We start from the raw sequence: 18,385 nt of genomic DNA on the forward strand, positions 1-18,385 counted from the left end.
AATCATGGCTCCTCGACTAAAACGCTTTCTTCCCCCACTGCTGGTCGTGATCTGGGCGCTGGCCATGGGCTTTGCCTTCTGGTGGTTTCAGCTGCGCTGGTATCAGCCGCTGAAAGACCTCACCGGTGATGCCCTGTTCAGCGCTGAGCAGCTGACACTCAGTCAAACAACACCAGAAACTCCAATTGAAGTTATCCACTTCTATGATGCCAATTGCCCCTGTACGCGCTTCAATACACCCCATGTGCAGGAATTGATTGCCAATTATCAGAGCAATACCATCCGCTTTCGCATTCTGGTGCCGGAGTCCGCTCAACTCTCAGACGCCCGTCAAAAGTTTCCCGGCATTCAGGTCAGCGTGGCGACTCAAGATAACCAGCCTGTAGCCAGCCCGGCCGCGTTGGTGCGGACTCAACAACTGGGTGCCCAATACTTGGGCCCCTGGAGTCCTGGCGCTGTATGCAGCACCCGAAGTGGCGACTATGTCGCTCAGGTGCTAGACCAACTGTTAGGCGGCGAACAACGTAATCAAACATTTCAAATTGCCCGTGGGTGTTTGTGCCCCTGGGCAGGTCAATCGTCCGCTGCCCATGATGGAGTTTCGACATGACAGCTCAAAGCCAACATTTTTCCATGCTCGGGCTGTACCAGCATGGTGACCGCCTGATGACCGGAGTGCAGTGGTTTCTGCTGCTGGTCGCACTGAGCATGGCCAACTGGTACAACACCTGGGCCGAAGCTCTGGTAATCGGCCTGCCCACCACTTTACTCTGTACTCTGTTGCTTAAAGTTCAGCCGGGCAGCCGCCTCACCCGTGTGACTCAGGGATTGGCCTTTATGGTCTATTCAGCGCTTCTGATCCACCAAAGCCACGGCATGATCGAGTTCCATTTCTCCATTTTCGTGTTGCTGGCGTTTCTGCTGTTTTACCGTGACTGGCTCCCCATTCTGGCCGCCGCAGGCCTGATTGCCGTGCATCACATGCTGTTCAACTACCTTCAGGAAAGCGACACGGGCATATACATCTTCGAGTTCCGTACCGGCTGGAATATCGTCTTTATCCACGCGGCCTTTGTCGTGTTCGAGGCAGCATTGCTGATTTATATGGCCCACCTGTTGAGCCGGGAAGCACGACAATCCGAATCACTGTCGCAGCTGGTCGCCCATATGGTGGTGAATGATGGTCAGATTGATCTGCGTGCCGACCTCAAGGAGGACGGATCTCAACTGGAGCGGGAACTGCGTAACTATGTATTCCAGATTCGCCAGGCGGTAAGCCAGACTCAGGATGGCAGCCAGCGGCTGAGCACCGAGCTGCAACACGCCACTCAACGCACCCAGGATGCCAGTGAGAAATCGCGCCAACAGCGCAATAAAACCGACGAACTGGCTTCCGCAGTGCAGGAATTGGCCAACTCCTTCCATGATGTCAGTGCACACGCCCAGCACACCGCCGATACCACCCAGGAAGCGGGCAGCAAGGCTCAAGCGAGTAGCCAGACCCTTAGCCAGGTCAGTCGCCTGATTGAGGAACTGGCGGGTGAAATTACCAGTGCCGATCAACTTATGCAGGCACTGGAGCAGGACAGCCGTGAAATTGGTGAAGTGACCGAGCTGATTAGCAATATTGCCGAGCAAACCAACCTGCTGGCCCTCAATGCCGCCATTGAAGCCGCACGCGCCGGTGATGCAGGACGGGGCTTTGCCGTGGTGGCCGATGAGGTACGCCAGCTGGCCCAGAATACCGCGGCCTCAACCGAGCGCATCAAGAATACCGCTCAACAGTTACGCAGCCGTACCGGCGACGCCAGCAACTCCATGCAAAACTGCACCTTGAAAGCGGGTGACAGCGTACAGGGGATGCAGGAAGCCGTGCGGATGCTGAGTGATATCACCGATGCCGTTATGCAGATTAACGACATGAACACCCAGATTGCGTCCGCTGCGGAGGAACAGTCGGCGGTCGCCGAAGAGGTGAATCAGAATGTCACCCAGATCAGCGACCTGGCACAGGAAGTGGATACCGTGGTCACGGAAACCAGCCACAGCGCCGATGAACTGGCTCAACTGAGCAAGCGCCTGTCGACTCAGGTAGAACGCTTTAAAACCTGACCCGTGGATATCCGGGCAGAGCGCACCCAGTAGACGTGCGCCCTGCCCGATCAGCAGGCTTAGAGCGTCGCGCTGACGCTGGCAATCGCCTCATCGACCACTGCAACAATATGATCGATCTGCTCAGCCGTGGCCGTCAACGCCGGGCTGAAGTTGAGAATGTTATTGAACCCTTCCAGGCTGCGGTTGGTTCTGCCGATCAGTACCCCGCGTTGCTTGCAGGCTCCGGCAATGGCAATGGCCACCGACTCATCGACGGGCGCCTTGCTGTCGCGATCCACCACCAGCTCGATCCCCGCGAATAGCCCCTTGCCTCGCACATCACCCATGATTGTGTGCTTGTCCTGCAAGGCCTTCAGCCCATCCAGCAGGCGCTCGCCCATAAGACGGGAGTTCTCAATCAGGCCTTCATCCTCGATGATTTTCATATTGGCCAGCCCCGCTGCCGCGCCCGCCAGGCAACCGCCAAAGGTGGAAATATCGCGGAAGAACCCCAGGGTATCGCCACTCTCTTCCTGCAGCAGTTCATATACACGTTCGGTGGTGACGGTGCAGGAGATGGCGGCGTAGCCGGAGGCAACCCCCTTGGCCATGGTGACGATGTCCGGCTGAATGCCGTAATGCTGGTAGCCAAACCATTTACCGGTGCGGCCTACGCCACAGACCACTTCATCCATGATCAGCAAAACATTGTACTTGTCACAGATCTCACGCACCTTCTCCCAGTAGCCCTCCGGCGGGGTAATGACACCACCACCGGCGGTAATCGGTTCCAGAATCATGGCGCCGACGGTATCCGCCCCCTCGCGCAGAATCACCTCTTCAATGGCTTCGGCCGCCTTCACGCCATAGTCCGCAGCCTCCGGGTACTGGTTGCGATATTCCATGCAGTGCGGGACTTCCACAAAACCGGGGACAAAGGGTCCGAATTGAGCCCGGCGCTCAGCCTGCCCGGTAGCACTCAGGGCAGCGATGGTGGTGCCGTGGTAGTCACGCTCACGGTAGAGAATTTTGTATTTTTTACCCTCGTAGTGTTTGTGTGCGATCTGGCGCACCATTTTGAACGCTTTCTCGTTCGCTTCAGACCCGGAGTTGGAATAATAAACCCGGTTCAGCCCCGGCATCTTGTCGAGCAGCTTTTGTGCAAAAGCCGCAGCAGGCTTGTTGCCCATGGAGCCGGCAAAGAAGTTCAGCTCCGCCAACTGGTCACGCACGGCATCGGCTATTTCAGTACGGCCGTAGCCTACATTGGTTACCCAAACGCCACCGGCAGAGGCATCCAGGTACTCATTGCCCTCGCTGTCCCAGAGACTCAGACCCTTGCCACGCACAAACATGGGCAGGCCATTGCTGGCCGCCGCCCCCGGCGTCAGGTGGTGCCATACATGGTCACGGTCAACGGTTTTCAATAGATCCAGTTCATTCAGACGGCTGTTCATGGTTTAAATCCTGTATTCGGTAAAGGGCTCAGGCTTCACGATGAATGGAGAAAGGTGACCAGGCCTGGGACACAGGCATCAGTTCCAGCTGGTTCACATTCAGGTGCGGCGGCAGGCTCGCAAGCCAGAACACGGTATCGGCCACATCTTCGGGCTGAATCGGGTCGGCACCCTTGTAGAGGTTGTCGTAGGCGTCCTGATTACCGCCGGTACGCACCAGGGTGAATTCACTTTCCGACAACCCCGGCGCCAGGTTGGTGACGCGCACGCCGGTGCCCGACAAGTCACAGCGCAGGCCGTAGGAGAACTGCTCGACAAACGCCTTGGTGCCGCAATAAACATTGCCGCCCGGGTAGGGCCAATGGCCGGCGATGGACCCCAGATTGATGATGCTGCTGCCCTTGCCCTGCTTGATCAGGGTTGGCAACAGGGCATGGGTGACTGTCACCAGACCACCCACATTGGTATCGATCATCTGTTGCCATTCGCTCAGATCACAGTTCTGTGCAGCCTCGGTGCCCAGCGCCAGACCGGCGTTGTTGAGCAGCAGGTCCACCTGCGCAAAGGGCTCGGGCAATGCGTCGACAGCCGCTTTGACAGCCTCAGCATCGGTCACATCCAGCGTCAGTGTTAGCACCTGGCACTGGGCTGAAAGCTCATCCTGGATAGCGGCAAGGCGCTCTTCACGGCGACCGGTCAGCACCAGATTCCAGCCGTCAGCGGCAAACCGCCGGGCACAGGCCAGACCAAATCCGGAAGTAGCACCGGTAATAAATGCGGTTTTGGACATAGTGTCTCTCCTGTTCAGATCCATCAGAAAATCGAGTAAACGCCCATGCCCAGACCGCTGACCGACAACAAGGCCAGTACCGGCAGAGCAACAGGGTGAAAGGAAGCGGGTCGCAGGCGATGGAACCCCCACTGACCCAGCTGTACGCCCACCAGAGTCGGCAGCAGCAGGATCAGAACAGGGCCCAGCAGACTGGCATCAAATACATCGTTCAAATACAGCATCAGCAGCGCCAGCAGGTCGGTGGCTGCGAGAAACAGCACCATGGACGCGCGCTGTAGCGCCGGTTTCATCGGTGTGGTCAGCAGGTAGCACACCACCGGCAGGCCACCCACGGAAGCCGCAGCGGTAAAGGCGCCGGACAGGATGCCAACCAGACGGGTCAACAATGGGTATTCACGCGGCGTAACCGCAGGCCGGCGAATCAACAGCAGGGTCATCAACAAAACGCCTGCACTGATGATCAGTTTGAGCCAGGTCTCCGGTACCTGGATCAGAACGGTTAAGCCCAGCGGGATACCCAGCAGAGCCCCCTGCCCCAGGCGCAGGCACAGCCCCTTGTCGGCCTGGCGCAGAGCCGGCTTCAACAGACCGGCGGTACCTATAAGGTCCAGCAATAGAATGACCGGCACACTCAGCTGCGGTGGCCAGATCAGATTCAGACCGGTAATGGCGATGGCGGCAAAACCGAACCCGGTATAGCCCCGCACCAGCGCGGCCAGGGCCACCAGCAGCGCAGCCCATTCCAGGTGATCAATTGATGTGAGGGAGGTAAGTTCAGCCACAGTCCAGTCCGTTCAGCAGGTGCTGGCGGAAGTGCCAGCACTCAGCCGTACGTTAGGAGGTGGCTGGTCTGAGGTGATAGATCCAGTTACAGGAGTTTGTTGGTCCAGCGGCGTTAATGGCGCGCCGCATACTGCTCCAGAATATGACTGAGCAGCTCGATTCCGGGCTCAATCTTGTGGGTCGCGATGGCGGAAAATCCCAGGCGAAAGTAGTTGTGCGGTGGATGCTGCTCCAGACAGTGCACAGCACCCGGCTCAATCAAAATACCTTCTCGCGCAGCCATCCAGGACAGTTCTTCGGTGTCCACATAGTCAGGCGCACGCAGCCAGATAGAGGACGCCCCCGAGCTGACCGGCACTGTCATCATGTCGGGCAAATAGCGCTCGATAGCACCCTGCATACGCTGGAGCTTACTGGAATAAAGCTCTCGGATTTTGCGTAAATAGGCATCGTAATGCCCCTGCGCCAGAAAGAGTGCAGCCTGACGCTGGTTGTTTGCAGCTGGATGGCGGTACATCAGCCGTCGCAGCGCCCTTGCCTCGGCAATCAGCGTTTCATCCGCCACCATAAAGCCGATGCGCAGCCCCGGTGAAATCGACTTGGACAGGCTGCCCATGTAGATCACCCGTTTATCCTGGTCATAGGCTTTCAAGGCCGGAATGGGGTTGGCCTGCATATTGATATCGGCGTCGTAGTCATCTTCGATCAGAACAGCGTCATGCTCCGAGGCCAATGTCATCAATTCACGCCGGCGCTGCACCGACAGCTCTGCGCCAGTGGGCACCTGATGGCTGGGCGTCACGTAGATATAGTCAGCCCCCTGCAGGCGCTCATCCACCAGGATGCCCTCAGCATCCACCGGCTGCAGATGGATATCCGCATCGAACATTTTGAAAATGTTAAAGGCATCCCTGAAGCCGGGGTTTTCCAGCGCAACCCGCGTGCGGGCATCACACAGCAGGTTGGCCAACAGGTATAGCGAGTTCTGGGTGCCGATGGTGATCAGAATCTCATTCGGTTCAACGTAGATGCCGCGCTTGGGCAGCAGCCGGGTACGCACCTGCTCCACCAGTGCCGCATCATCTGAATCCACACTGTCATGAATCCAGTCTCGGGCGCCGCTGCCGGAGAGGGATTTACGCGCACATTCGCGCCACTGCTCGATGGGAAAAAACTCGTGCTGTACCTGGCCATATATAAACGGGTACTCAAACGAGCGCCAGTTATTGGGCTTGATGATGGAAGGCTGTTCACTGGGCTGACGACGAAAACGTTGCTGCCACAACGGCGCTCCACCCTCGTCATCCTGCACCACCTCGGTGCAAAGATCCTCCGGCTGATGAAACGCAGGCGCAATGAAATAGCCGCGTCGCTTCATTGCCACCAGGTAGCCAGCGTCCACCATGCTTTCGTAAATCAGCACGATGGTATTGCGGGAAACGCCCAGCTGCTCAGCCAGGCGACGAGACGATGGCATGGGCTCATCTACCGGCAGATGACCGCTGAGAATGGTGGCCACCAGGCGCTCGCGGATTTGATCCTGGAGTGTACGGTCAGGCTCGAAATCGACTTTCAAATAATGCTCATTCATGGGCGGACACTGTCTTCAATATCGTTAACTGCACCAAAATCATGCACAAAATATGCCATACCGATCAACTGGACCCATAGCCGATCAAGACTGGCTCTATGGCCACGGCCAGCCCCGGTTCTAATGTGGACTCAGGCGCAAAAACGCACAGCCGCTAGCACGGCACCCATTATCGAAATCGGAGCACCATCATGAAAAAGACCAGCACCAAAACGCTTGTGGGTCGTATTGCGAACAAACTGGCTATTGGCGTGGGCGCCAGCGTCCTCTGCTCACAAATGGCCTTTGCCGACACCCTGACGATTGGCTACCAGGGCATGATGAACCCCTGGAAGTCCGTCATTGCCGATAAGGCACTTGAAGCTGCAACCGGTATGGATGTGGAATGGCGCCGCTTCGACTCCGGTGCCAAGGTCATCACCGCCATGGCCTCAGGCGATGTGGACATCGCCACCGCCGGTTCCAGCCCGATTGCAGCCGCCATCAGCCGTGGCGTCGATATCGAGCTGGTCTGGATTCTGGAGAACATCAACGAAGCCGAAGCCCTGGTCGTTCGTGATGGCAGCGGCATCACCGCTCCTCAGGATCTCAAGGGCAAAACACTGGGTGTACCCTTTGTATCCACAACACACTTCCACACCCTGTTCGCACTGGAGCAGTTTGGCCTGACAGAGAAGGATGTGAAAGTCCTCAACCTCCAGCCCAATGCAATTTCTGCCTCCTGGCAGCGTGGTGACATTGATGCCGCCTTCATCTGGGACCCGGTACTGGGCCAGATCAAGCAGGACGGCCAGGTTCTGCTGAGCTCCGGCGAGCTGAGCCGCTGGGGCAAGGCGACCTTCGACGGCATGGTGGTCAGCAAGGAGTACGGCAAGGCCAACCCTGAAGTGGTCACCACCCTGATCGAGCTGATGGCCCAGGCCGACAACGAATACCGCGCCAACAAGGAAAGCCTGACAGCAGAATCTCCCATGGTGAAGAAAATTGCCCAGATGACCGGTGGCGATGCCGCCAGCGTGCCGGGCGTGCTGGCGCTGTATCAGTTCCCGACCCTGGAAGAACAGAAAGGCTGTGCCTGGCTGGGCTGCGGTGAAGACGGCGGAGCGGCCAAGGCGCTGCGCTTTACCTCAGAGTTCCTCAAGGATCAGGGCAAGATTCCTGGCCTGAAAGAACGCTACAGCGATTACGTGAATCCTTCATACGCCGAAAAAGCCAAGTCCTGACCCAACCACGGCCCCCATTCGTGGGGGCCCACTGATAGCTGGAAACCTGTGCCGAAGCCGCTGCAGCCTTGTTATTGCAGCCTCAGCAACGCGGACAGGTTTTCGAAAGCCTGCCAGGCAGGAGTAAGAGATTATGAGCAGATTGCAGATTCATGATGTGTCGGTTGTATATCCCGGCCTGAACAACGGCGAAGAAGTCCGTGCCCTTTCCAATATCAATTTCAGTATTGAGCCGGGCGAATTCGTAGTGGCACTGGGCGCTTCCGGCTGCGGCAAAACCACATTGCTGAGCCTGATGGCCGGCTTCATCTCCCCATCCGATGGCTACCTCACACTGGGTGACAATCCGGTGTCCGGCCTGCCTCGGGTTGCTTGCGGGGTGGATCTGCAGGACCAGATCGCCGGCCCCGGCAAGGAACGCGGCGTCGTGTTCCAGAAACACGCTCTACTGCCATGGCTGAATGTACTGGAAAACACTGAATTTGGTCTGAAACTTCAGGGCATTGGCAAAAGCGAACGTCGCGAGCGGGCCGCAGCATTTCTCAAGCTGGTCGGCCTGGAAGATTTCCACAATCACCCGGTGTACCAGCTGTCCGGTGGCATGCAGCAGCGTGTCGGCATCGCACGTGCACTCACCAACGATCCTGAAATGCTGTTACTGGACGAACCCCTGGGTGCCCTGGACGCACTGACACGTGAGGTGTTGCAGGAGTTGCTGCTGGATGTGTGGAAAGAGACCGAGAAAATGATGTTCTTCATCACCCACAGTGTAGAGGAAGCTCTGTTCATGGCCTCGCGTTTGATCATCATGTCCCCGCGCCCGGGGCGTATTACCCATGAGTTCAAACTCGATTTCAACGAACGCTTCCTCGAATGTCGCGATGCCCGCAAGGTCAAATCCATGCCCGAATTCATCGAGATGCGCGAGAAAGTCCTCAGCATCATTCATGGTGACGAGCAATCCGGAGGAATGCACTGATGATGGCGAACAAAACACTGGATAGCGCCGACCTGATGGCCGATGACACCACCGAGCCCCCTGCGCGCACGACAGCAGAGTCCAAATCTGCCGAAGCCCCGGTAACCAAACCGGCCGTGACTCAAACTCAATCCGTAACGCTGCTGCAAAAACTGGGCAAGCTGTTTGCCGCCGGCCCGGTCAAACCCGGTGATTCATTTGGCGCACCCGGACAGGGCCGCAGCCTGGCCATTAGCATTGTCACCGCACTGTCCCTGATCGGACTCTGGTTTGTGGCCACCTCGGCCGGTTGGGTTAAACCGTTGTTCCTGCCCTCCCCCGTCGCCGTGGTCGAACGCTTCTGGGAAGTGCTGACCGAAGGCTTTGCCAACGCCACCCTGCTGGAACATACAGGGTGGAGCATGCTCAGGGTCTTTGGCGCCTTTGCCCTGGCGCTGGTAACCGCTGTCCCCATCGGTATTTTCATGGGTGTTAACCGTGTCGCTCGAGGGCTGTTTGACCCTATTATCGAGTTCTACCGCCCGCTGCCGCCGCTGGCCTACCTGCCGCTAGTCATAATCTGGCTGGGCATCGGTGAGACTTCAAAAATCGTATTGATCTACATGGCGATTTTCGCCCCCATGGCACTGAGTGCTCGCGCCGGTGTAAAGTCCGTCGCCATCGAACAGATCCACGCCGCCTACTCCATGGGTGCCTCTCGCTGGCAGGTGGTACGTCACATCATTCTGAAAAGCGCCCTGCCCGAGATCCTCACCGGCATGCGGATCGGGATCGGCTTCGGCTGGACCACACTGGTAGCCGCTGAAATGGTTGCCGCCCAGGCGGGTCTTGGCTTCATGGTGCTGAACGCCGCCGAGTTCCTGGTCACCGACGTGGTTATCATGGGCATCATCGTCATCGGCGTGATCGCCTACCTGTTCGACCTGCTGATGCGCTACGCCGAACGCAAGCTGGTGCCCTGGAAAGGCCGTTAACAGAGACGAAAACCACTCTTTCTCGTCCCCTCAAAAGCCGCCTTGTGCGGCTTTTTTCTGGCTGAAGTCAGCTGACGCGTTTTGAATTACACATGTTACTTAGGTTGAGTAGTCAACAATGCCTGAGCTGGTTATAGTGCCGTGCTCGGACACAAGGAATAGCCTAAAGGATGTAAGACGGCCCTCGGCAGTGTTCGGTATTCATTAAAAACACAGGGATGGTCACACCATGAAAACGTCACTTCTGACAGTTTCCTTTTTGCTTTTCTGCCAGCGCCCACGCGGCCTTTCTGATTCAGATACAGGCAAGATTTAAGACTCACCTTCAGGCACTAACCGCTATTTATCTAATATGTATTAGTCGCCATACAAGCTTAGATCTGTGCAACTTCAATAAACTGAAAACATCCTGGTTAAAGTATAAATGGAAATATCAGATTCAAAAATCCTGATTTTAGCAATCGCTCTCTGGTGCCCGGTCGGATGGGTTCTATTTAAAAAGTGGTTCGGAAACCCCAAGCGCTTTTTGAAATCCGCCAAAAAGGCTCGTGGCTCAGAAGCCTATAAGCTCCTGGAAAAAGGCTTTGCAAGCGCACTTGAAGGCCAGGCATTTGAGTTTGCCGTCGGAATATTTATTGGTATTAACGTACTGCTGGTTTTAGCCATTGCAGCTATATTAAATACGTTACAGAGTACAGTTGCCAGCCTCTAGAGTAGGTATGAAGCCACTTTACACAATCAGGCTTACAGACTCGCCGGTCTCAAATACCGCCCAGTTCACAGCTACACTCTAATAAAAAGAATCTGTTTTCGGGAGACGTCATCATCATGAGCACGCACACATCATCGTTCATTGAACCTGCCGAAATCCGCGCCCGGTTTTCCAGGTTCATGTCCGATATGTATCAGGCTTAAGTCCCCCTCTATGGTGACTTGCTTGATCTAGTGGCTGAAGTGAATCAGGAAGTGCTGGCCGAATACCCAGACGTTGAGCGCCACCTGCAGCGCACGGGTGAGTTTGAACGTTTAGCGATGGAACGCCACGGCGCCATCCGCTTGGGCACCGCTGCCGAGCTGGCAACCATCCGGCGGTTATTTGCCGTTATGGGCATGCAGCCTGTTGGCTATTATGACCTGAGTCCTGCTGGCGTGCCTGTTCACTCCACTGCTTTTAGAGCGATACATGAAAAGGATCTTCAGAAGAGTCCCTTTCGCGTGTTCACATCCCTGTTACGCCTGGAACTGATTGATGATCCGGCTTTGCGGAAAATGGCGTCTGATATCCTCACCAAGCGCAAAATTTTTACGCCACGGGTCATGGAGCTGATCGAGCAGCACGAGGCAGAGGGAGGACTCAATGAAGCAGACTCAAACCAGTTTATTCAGGAGGCTCTTGAGACCTTCAGGTGGCACAAGGAAGCCACCGTCACTGCAGCCGAATACACAAGGCTGCATGAACAACACCGTCTCATTGCCGATGTGGTGGCCTTCAAAGGGCCTCATATCAATCACCTTACCCCGCGCACCCTCGATATCGACCGTATTCAAGCCGAAATGCCAAAACAAGGGATTACGCCCAAAGCGGTTGTAGAAGGCCCTCCTCGTCGCAAATGCCCTATCCTCTTGCGCCAGACCAGTTTCAAGGCGCTGCAGGAAAAAGTGGCTTTCACTGATCAGGCCAATGGTAGCCATACCGCTCGATTTGGTGAGATCGAACAGCGCGGTGCAGCGCTTACCCCAAAGGGGCGCGCACTCTATGACCAACTGCTGGCTAATACCCGCAAAGAGCTTAACGCCTTGCCAAATGAGGAAAATGCAGAGCGCTATATCGAACTGCTGGAGCAACACTTCCAGGCATTCCCGGATAGCCACGCAGCGATGCACGATCAGCAACTGGCGTACTTTCGCTACTTCGTCACCAGTAAAGGACTTGATGCTGCAGCTGAAAAGGCATTACCCGGTACGCTCAATGAGCTGATGACCGCAGGCTGTATCGACTACGAACCGCTGGTGTATGAAGACTTTTTGCCGGTCAGCGCTGCGGGCATTTTCCAGTCAAACTTGGGAGACAGCGCCCAGGCTCATTATGATGCCTCCTCCAGCCAGGCAGAGTTTCAAAACGCGCTGGGGCAACCCGTTATGAACGAACTGGCACTTTATGCCGAAACACAGCAGCACTCTATCGATGAATGCTTGGCCATCTTGAAAGCCTGACCTAAGCCTCTTGATAACGAAGCGGAATTGAAACAGCTGTTTGCCAGTTCGCTCATCCTTTGAGCGACTTTGTGCGGCTTTTTGTTATTTTCCCGCTGTTCAATATCATGAAGCACCAGATTTTTCTGCAGGTTTTACTTAGGTTGGATGGCCAGCTCAGGAGCGAATGGATATAGTGCGGTGCATGAATGCAGAGAATGCCGGCGGATAGGAATAAGCCATGGCAGCATTCGTCTTTTGATCAGGTACTATCAAGGAATGAACGAAAATGAAGAAAGTCTTTTTAAGAATACTGATAGCCTGGATTGCATTTGAGGCAATACAGTTAATCATAGCTCCCATATTTGGCATTATTTTAGGCTATATCACTCCATTCTTTATAGATCGTGGAGCCAGCTCCGCCGAAGACATGAAGTGGATGGTTCATTTCTTACACTACAGCAATATAGTCCTTGCGTATCTTTTTTCATTTATCGCTTTCATATCCGTTTCGTACGTAATCGTTTTAAAGAATAAAAATCTGGAGCCAAAACAAGGTCAGTGATTTTTACATCAGAAGTCATATCTGGCATCTTTTTTCGCCTTGAAAATAAAACGCCAAAAAATCCACTTTAAAAAGCACTCCCCATCGTAACTGGACATATAGAGTAAGGAATACGAATATGTTTGCGAACATATATTTTCTAAATGTAATAGCCCTGATAGAAAAGTTGCAGGACGGCAGCTTTGGAGAGGTTGATGCACTCAAACACTTAATCATTGCAAGCATTATTGCGGGCATTGGCCTTGAAATGCCTGTAACAGTGGGTTTTTACGGTTCTGAGCCTAACGGAACAGGAGGCTCTTTGGAGATATCCATGTACGTATCCTCAAGCCTTGTGGATATAGTGACATTCATTGTTACAGGCGTAATAATATACTACGGCACTTGGCTGTTATATCAAGCCAACTCAAAAGGCGACGGAAAAAATTTCTTTCTTAGAATCAATGCTTTAATGTTACCAGTATCCATAAGAATACTCATAATCGCCATCATCATGGGATTATTGCTGGGTTTACTTACACCTTATTTATCAGATAGCACTCCAACTATTGCCACTGCCATTTATTCTATTATTTATTCTGTATTAGATGTAGCGATTGTAATTGCGTACTTTATCATGATGAGGAATCATATTAGAGAAGTAGCATCTTGTAAGATCTAATTGGAACAGCAACGCTCGCCTTTACCTCACCCCATTGTTAACCCTGAAACAGCAACATAAAGGGCCGATCCAAAAAGCCCCGGCACTAAGCCGGGGCTCCTCCTCCCAACAGATGAATCAGTACTGCTCAGATTGCTTATCAATCGTGGCATACACTTCAGAGCTGCCATCCCTGTTCATCTGCAGAATCTGGTAAGGCTGGAAACGGTCGCCCATTTCCATGCCCGGGCTACCCATCGGCATACCCGGCGCCGTCAGTCCCAAAGCATCTTCAGGCGGGTTGGCAAGAAACTGCTTCACCAGTCGTGCCGGCACATGCCCCTCAAACAGATATCCAGATTCGGATACCGCTGTGTGGCAGGATTTCCACTGCCCGCGGATACCCATTTCCTGCTTCATCTGATCCAGGTTTCGCGGATGGAATGCCTTGGTATCAAAACCATTATCCTCGGCATGCTCAATCCAGTCCTCACAACAGCCACAGGTCGGGCTTTTATACACGTTCAGGTGCTCGGTTTTGGCGGCTCTCAGCAGCACACTGGCAGGTGCCTCTTCTGCCATGCTCATTTGCGAACCCGCCAACAGTGCCAAGCCCGATACCAAAGACACAATATTTTTCTTGCTTACGAAAGACATGAGAATCTCCTGATCCCGACGTGCCTGTTCTCGTTTTACAGGCAGCCAATTAAACGCGTTGCTGAATAGACGGCTCAAACAGAATAAGTACGCCTTGGAGGCTGATATGGCAGCTCCGTCAGTGGGTCAGGTAATTGAATGGGCAAAGGTGGCGGCAAGGCGCGAACCTGTTTCAAATGGAGCTGCTTCAGGGTCGCCGGCAGCCAGGCGGTTCCCTGAGCACAGTCCAGTGCGCACTGTAGCAGCTGATCATCACAGCAATCCGCCACCGCTGGCGAATGACAACCATCCGGATCATTGCCATCACAATGCATGGCAACAGCATCTGGTACCAGGCCGGGGTCGGCAGCATGGACTGCTTTTGTGCCCTGAGCAAACAGCAACAACAGGCACAGCAGCACCAGAGGCAAAGCCTGATACACTTTTGACTGATAGGGTGCTGATAGCTGCTTTAACACGTGAATGACCGGCCCAAAACCATAAAATGTGAAACTAATGCCTGTACGGTACGGGTACAACTCGTACACGCACTCATTATGAGCCTTAAGGTGAAATATGGTTCCTGATCCCAAGCAACAAAATACCTTGCCTGAAAACCTGAACATGGATTTTAGCAAACGTCTGATCGTTGAGACTGCAGAAATGGACTGGCTACCCAGTCCGGCGCCAGGCGTTCGCCGCAAGCCACTGGAGCGCCTGCAAAAGGAATCAGGTCACACCACCAGTATCGTCAAATATGCACCGGACACCTCCTTCGCCAGCCACTCACACCCACTGGGTGAAGAGATATTTGTTCTGGAAGGTGTATTCTCGGATGAAAGCGGTGATTACCCGGTGGGCAGCTATCTCCGTAACCCGCCCGGCAGCCGCCATGCCCCTTTCAGCAAGGACGGCTGTGTCATTTTCGTCAAACTGAACCAGTTTGCCTCGACCGACCTGACCCAGGTACGCCTGCAAACAGAACTGAAAGCCAGCCAGGACAACCCCGACGCCAAACTGCTGCACGAGTACCAGAATCCCGAGACAGGCATTCGAGAACACACCTGGCTGCTGTCCTTTACGCCTGGCGAGATAGAACTCCCAAGCGGAAACGCTGTACCCGCCGAGCTATTGGTTATCGAAGGAAGGCTGCAAATCGGGCAAGTTTCTTTGCATCCCGGCAGCTGGTTTCGCACGCCGAGCCTTGCCTCAGAGGCCGTTTGTGCAGAAGGCAAGGGACTGATTCTGATTAAAGCCGGGCATTTACCACTAAAATAACCGGGCAGATCTCATCAATGCTTGCGAGCGGCCGGTCAGCGGCGTTACATTCAGACACTGACCTCAGGTGTTGCTGGCCAGCCACATTTTGGCCTGAATCTGAGGCGATTCCTGAATCAAGCACCTATACTGGATTCTGGAATCAGCTTTTTAATTCATGCTAGATTAAACGTTACACCTGTAATGTAGAAATATTTTCCTGCATTTATCCTGCAACAGCAGGGTTGCAATGCCGAGAACTGTCCATGCCGACCAGCAATGACCTGATTCAGTCGCACAAAGCCCTGCTGAGCCTTACGCACGATGCGGACTATGTTGCTCTACCACGGGGTCGAAAGCTGGCACTACTGGCAGACTTCTGCATTGAACATATCGGCATCAACCGCACCAGCATCTGGGCGTTTAATCACGATGATAACTCCATCGTCTGTGAACGCCTGCGTGACACTCAAGACGAAGGCACGCTTAAGGATGCCTCCTGCGGTATAACCCTCAGCGCTGATGACCACCCTGAATATTTCAACACTCTGCTGGAAGAAAAGGTACTGGATGCTCGGGACGCTCTGACAGACCCACGCACGGCTTCCTTTACGGCTGACTACTTCCCTCATACGGGTGTAAAGGCAATGTTGGATGTGCCGATTTTCGATGGCGACTGCCTGGCTGGGGTAATCTGCCTGGAAGACAGAAAGCCCAGGGACTGGAGCCTGTCAGAAATATCACTGGCCGTAGCTGTCGCAAACACACTTAGCCTGATCCACACCCACGAAGCCTGGCTGAGATCGAAGCGGGCGCTGGAGTTTGTCACTCACTATGATGCCATGACCGGGCTGGCCAACCTGGCCTCGCTAAAACAGCGGGTGCAGGACTTGATCGATGCTCAGACGTGCAGCTTTTCCCTCGTCTGGATCGATATCGACCGCATCAAGACCGTTAACGAGGGCCTTGGCACTCATGCGGGCGACCAGGTTATTACCGAACTGGGGAGCAGGCTGGATCAGTTCCACCTGAGAGGTAAGGATCTGTTGGCCCGCGTGGGGGGCGATGAGTTCGTTATGGTCGTTCAGCACCAGCCCTCTGAAGAGACTCTCACTCAACTGGCAACCAGCCTGCAAGAGCTCATCTCCGAGCCGGTCATGCTGGACCAGCACCAGCTGGCCATGAGCGCTAGTATCGGTATCTGCTGCTGCCCGGATGACTTTGAATATACCGAAGAGCTGATGCGTGGTGCTGAAACGGCCATGTACACAGCCAAAGCCATTGGCCCGGCCAACTTTGCCCTGTTCAACCACGACCACCAAAGCTCGGCACGCTCACGATTTCGGCTGGAGAGTGCACTGCGCACTGCCATCGAGAGCAACCAGCTCGATGTGTTTTATCAGCCGATAATCGATGGCAGTGACCATCACATCGACACTATCGAAGCCCTGGTGCGCTGGAACCACCCTGAAAATGGCTGGATGTCTCCCATAGAATTCCTTGATGTCGCCCGTTCTGCCGGCCTGATGTATGGCTTGGGTGCTGCCGTGCTGAGACGCGTTTGTGAAGACTGGCGCCATTGCCAGGATGAGGGCACCCCTCTACCGGTGGTCTCGGTCAACCTGTCTGCCGAGCAGGTGCTCGCGCCAAGGTTGCCTGAGCTGGTGCAGGCACTTTGCAGCGAATATGCCATGCCTCCTCAAGCGCTCCAGTTTGAGGTTACTGAAGATGCCATTCAGGGTGATATGGATACCGTTCAATCAGTGCTTCAGGCACTGGTAGACTTGGGCGCCCGCCTGGCCATTGACGACTTTGGTACCGGTTACTCTTCTCTTTCTCGCCTGAAAAGCCTGCCGGTCACCCGTATCAAAATCGACCGTTCCTTTGTCAGCGGCCTGCCCTACGACCCTGATGATCGTGCCATTGCCCTGTCTATTCTGGGCCTTGCCCGTGGCCTGGGGCTGACCGTTGTCGCCGAAGGCGTCGAACTGCAGGAACATGAGACCTGGCTGCACGAGCGCGGCTGTAACTACTTCCAGGGCTACTTCTACAGCAGGCCAGTCCCGCTGGAAGACTGCCTGAAACTGCTGCAATAAAATCCTTAGTGTCACGAACCGGGTGATAGTGATTATCGCCGTTTCCGTCCTGCGCTCGCCCCATTCCGGGGCACTCGCATCTTTCCGTTCACCTTGGCACATCTCGACTTAAATAGCGTATTTTCTCCGAAATTCGTGATCTAAAGCCTGAAAAATCTCGTTTAAACTTCACTTTGGCCATAATCGCCAAGCCACTGAATTTCCGATAGATTTGATTTTTTATGCCAGTATGAACCATAGTAATGCGATGGAACTTCTGGCATGCCGAATCGCATAGCCTCAAATTCCCCCACAATTCAACGACGCATACGTGCGTCGGCTACTGGCATTTTAAGGAGTGATCATGAAGATCAAATGGCTCAAGACACTGGGTATGGGACTGGCTTTTTCTGCTGCAGCAACCACTGCGCAGGCCGACACGCTGCGCGTGGTAACTGACCCCAGCTTCGTGCCTTTCGAGATGATGGACCAGGCCACCGGCAAGATGATCGGCTTTGACATGGACATCCTCGCTGAAGTATCCAAGCGTGCAGGGTTTGAATACGACCTCAACACCATGGACTTCAACGGCATCATCCCCGCCCTGCAGACCGGCAATGTAGACATGGCCCTCGCCGGTATCACCATCACCGAAGAACGTGAAAAGATCGTCGACTTCTCTGACCCCTACTACGACTCAGGTCTGCGTATTCTGGTCCGTGCCGACAACGACCAGGTTGAAGAGATCACTGACCTGGAAGGCGCCAAGATCGGTACCAAGATCGGCAGCACCAGCTACAACTTCCTGATGGAAACCCTGGAAAAAGACGGCAACGTAACGCCGTACCCGGGCAGCTCTGACATGTATATGGCACTGATGTCTGGCGCTGTAGATGCGGTTTTCTACGATGCACCCAACGTCGGCTATTTCTCCAGCACCCGTGGCCAGGGCCGCACCAAAACCGTCGGTCCGCTGTATGAAGGCCAGCAGTACGGTATCGCGCTCAAACAGGGCAGCGAGTGGATTGATGAAGTCAATGCAGCGCTGGCTGAAATCAAGGCTGACGGCACCTATAAGAGCATTTACGAGAAGTGGTTCGGCAAAATGCCGGACAGCCAGTAAGG

Annotated in this window: 16 protein-coding genes and 1 pseudogene; 11 read left to right on the forward strand and 6 right to left on the reverse strand. The window is 54.6% G+C overall.

What is annotated here, in order from left to right; translation table 11 throughout:
* The first annotated feature begins 4 nt into the window (after positions 1 to 4).
* Together O3C79_RS16240 and O3C79_RS16245 are read left to right on the forward strand one after the other, a co-directional pair.
* The gene (locus tag O3C79_RS16240) at positions 5 to 610 is read left to right on the forward strand and encodes a DUF6436 domain-containing protein (protein ID WP_494383945.1); all 606 of its coding nucleotides are present in this window, start codon (positions 5 to 7) and stop codon (positions 608 to 610) included.
* Complete coding sequence (locus O3C79_RS16245; protein WP_494383946.1) at positions 607 to 2,112, forward strand: methyl-accepting chemotaxis protein; 1,506 nt, start codon at positions 607 to 609, stop codon at positions 2,110 to 2,112. The genes O3C79_RS16240 and O3C79_RS16245 overlap by 4 nt, the downstream gene beginning before the upstream one ends.
* Positions 2,113 to 2,171: 59 nt before the next feature.
* Here the strand turns inward: O3C79_RS16245 and O3C79_RS16250 are convergent, their stop codons facing one another.
* From O3C79_RS16250 to pdxR, 4 genes are all read right to left on the reverse strand, one after another.
* The gene (locus O3C79_RS16250) at positions 2,172 to 3,551 is read right to left on the reverse strand and encodes an aminotransferase family protein (protein ID WP_494383947.1); all 1,380 of its coding nucleotides are present in this window, start codon (positions 3,549 to 3,551) and stop codon (positions 2,172 to 2,174) included.
* A gap of 28 nt (positions 3,552 to 3,579) precedes the next feature.
* Complete coding sequence (locus O3C79_RS16255) at positions 3,580 to 4,341, reverse strand: SDR family NAD(P)-dependent oxidoreductase (protein WP_494383948.1); 762 nt, start codon at positions 4,339 to 4,341, stop codon at positions 3,580 to 3,582.
* A 23-nt stretch (positions 4,342 to 4,364) separates the two neighbouring features.
* Entirely contained in the window at positions 4,365 to 5,126 is a 762-nt protein-coding gene (locus tag O3C79_RS16260; protein ID WP_494383949.1) for a sulfite exporter TauE/SafE family protein, read from the reverse strand.
* 113 nt (positions 5,127 to 5,239) lie between these two features.
* Positions 5,240 to 6,718: a MocR-like pyridoxine biosynthesis transcription factor PdxR gene (pdxR, locus tag O3C79_RS16265; RefSeq protein ID WP_494383950.1), complete on the reverse strand. Its 1,479-nt coding sequence runs from the start codon at positions 6,716 to 6,718 to the stop codon at positions 5,240 to 5,242.
* A gap of 191 nt (positions 6,719 to 6,909) precedes the next feature.
* On the opposite strand from pdxR, the gene tauA reads away from it, so the two are divergent.
* The 6 genes and pseudogenes from tauA (at position 6,910) to O3C79_RS16295 (ending at position 13,313) form a co-directional block, all read left to right on the forward strand.
* Entirely contained in the window at positions 6,910 to 7,941 is a 1,032-nt protein-coding gene (gene tauA / locus O3C79_RS16270) for a taurine ABC transporter substrate-binding protein (protein ID WP_494383951.1), read from the forward strand.
* Between the two features lie 133 nt (positions 7,942 to 8,074).
* Entirely contained in the window at positions 8,075 to 8,920 is an 846-nt protein-coding gene (locus O3C79_RS16275; RefSeq protein WP_494383952.1) for a taurine ABC transporter ATP-binding protein, read from the forward strand.
* Positions 8,920 to 9,894, forward strand: a complete 975-nt coding sequence (locus tag O3C79_RS16280; protein ID WP_494383953.1) for an ABC transporter permease subunit — start codon at positions 8,920 to 8,922, stop codon at positions 9,892 to 9,894. The genes O3C79_RS16275 and O3C79_RS16280 overlap by 1 nt, the downstream gene beginning before the upstream one ends.
* Positions 9,895 to 10,318: 424 nt before the next feature.
* A complete protein-coding gene (locus O3C79_RS16285) occupies positions 10,319 to 10,606 on the forward strand; it encodes a hypothetical protein (protein ID WP_010324110.1) in 288 nt (95 codons plus the stop codon).
* Between the two features lie 215 nt (positions 10,607 to 10,821).
* Positions 10,822 to 12,108, forward strand: a pseudogene (hglS, locus tag O3C79_RS16290) (2-oxoadipate dioxygenase/decarboxylase HglS); the annotation flags it as partial.
* A gap of 662 nt (positions 12,109 to 12,770) precedes the next feature.
* The gene (locus O3C79_RS16295; RefSeq protein ID WP_494383954.1) at positions 12,771 to 13,313 is read left to right on the forward strand and encodes a hypothetical protein; all 543 of its coding nucleotides are present in this window, start codon (positions 12,771 to 12,773) and stop codon (positions 13,311 to 13,313) included.
* Positions 13,314 to 13,430: 117 nt separating this feature from the next.
* On the opposite strand, the gene O3C79_RS16300 is transcribed toward O3C79_RS16295, so the two are convergent.
* Together O3C79_RS16300 and O3C79_RS16305 are read right to left on the reverse strand one after the other, a co-directional pair.
* On the reverse strand, positions 13,431 to 13,949 hold the full coding sequence (locus O3C79_RS16300) for a DUF411 domain-containing protein (RefSeq protein WP_076460590.1): 519 nt from the start codon (positions 13,947 to 13,949) through the stop codon (positions 13,431 to 13,433).
* A gap of 74 nt (positions 13,950 to 14,023) precedes the next feature.
* The gene (locus O3C79_RS16305; RefSeq protein WP_139044302.1) at positions 14,024 to 14,407 is read right to left on the reverse strand and encodes a hypothetical protein; all 384 of its coding nucleotides are present in this window, start codon (positions 14,405 to 14,407) and stop codon (positions 14,024 to 14,026) included.
* 145 nt (positions 14,408 to 14,552) lie between these two features.
* Here O3C79_RS16305 and O3C79_RS16310 point away from each other — a divergent pair, with 145 nt between their 5' ends.
* The 3 genes from O3C79_RS16310 (at position 14,553) to O3C79_RS16320 (ending at position 18,383) form a co-directional block, all read left to right on the forward strand.
* Positions 14,553 to 15,206 (forward strand): cupin domain-containing protein, encoded by a 654-nt coding sequence (locus O3C79_RS16310; RefSeq protein ID WP_494383955.1) that lies wholly within the window; start codon positions 14,553 to 14,555, stop codon positions 15,204 to 15,206.
* Between the two features lie 245 nt (positions 15,207 to 15,451).
* On the forward strand, positions 15,452 to 17,281 hold the full coding sequence (locus tag O3C79_RS16315; protein WP_494383956.1) for a sensor domain-containing phosphodiesterase: 1,830 nt from the start codon (positions 15,452 to 15,454) through the stop codon (positions 17,279 to 17,281).
* A 343-nt stretch (positions 17,282 to 17,624) separates the two neighbouring features.
* Positions 17,625 to 18,383, forward strand: coding sequence for a transporter substrate-binding domain-containing protein (locus tag O3C79_RS16320; RefSeq protein WP_010323250.1), 759 nt, complete (start codon positions 17,625 to 17,627; stop codon positions 18,381 to 18,383).
* Positions 18,384 to 18,385 lie beyond the last annotated feature (2 nt).

This window comes from Marinobacterium sp. NO-S09, assembly GCF_059179545.1.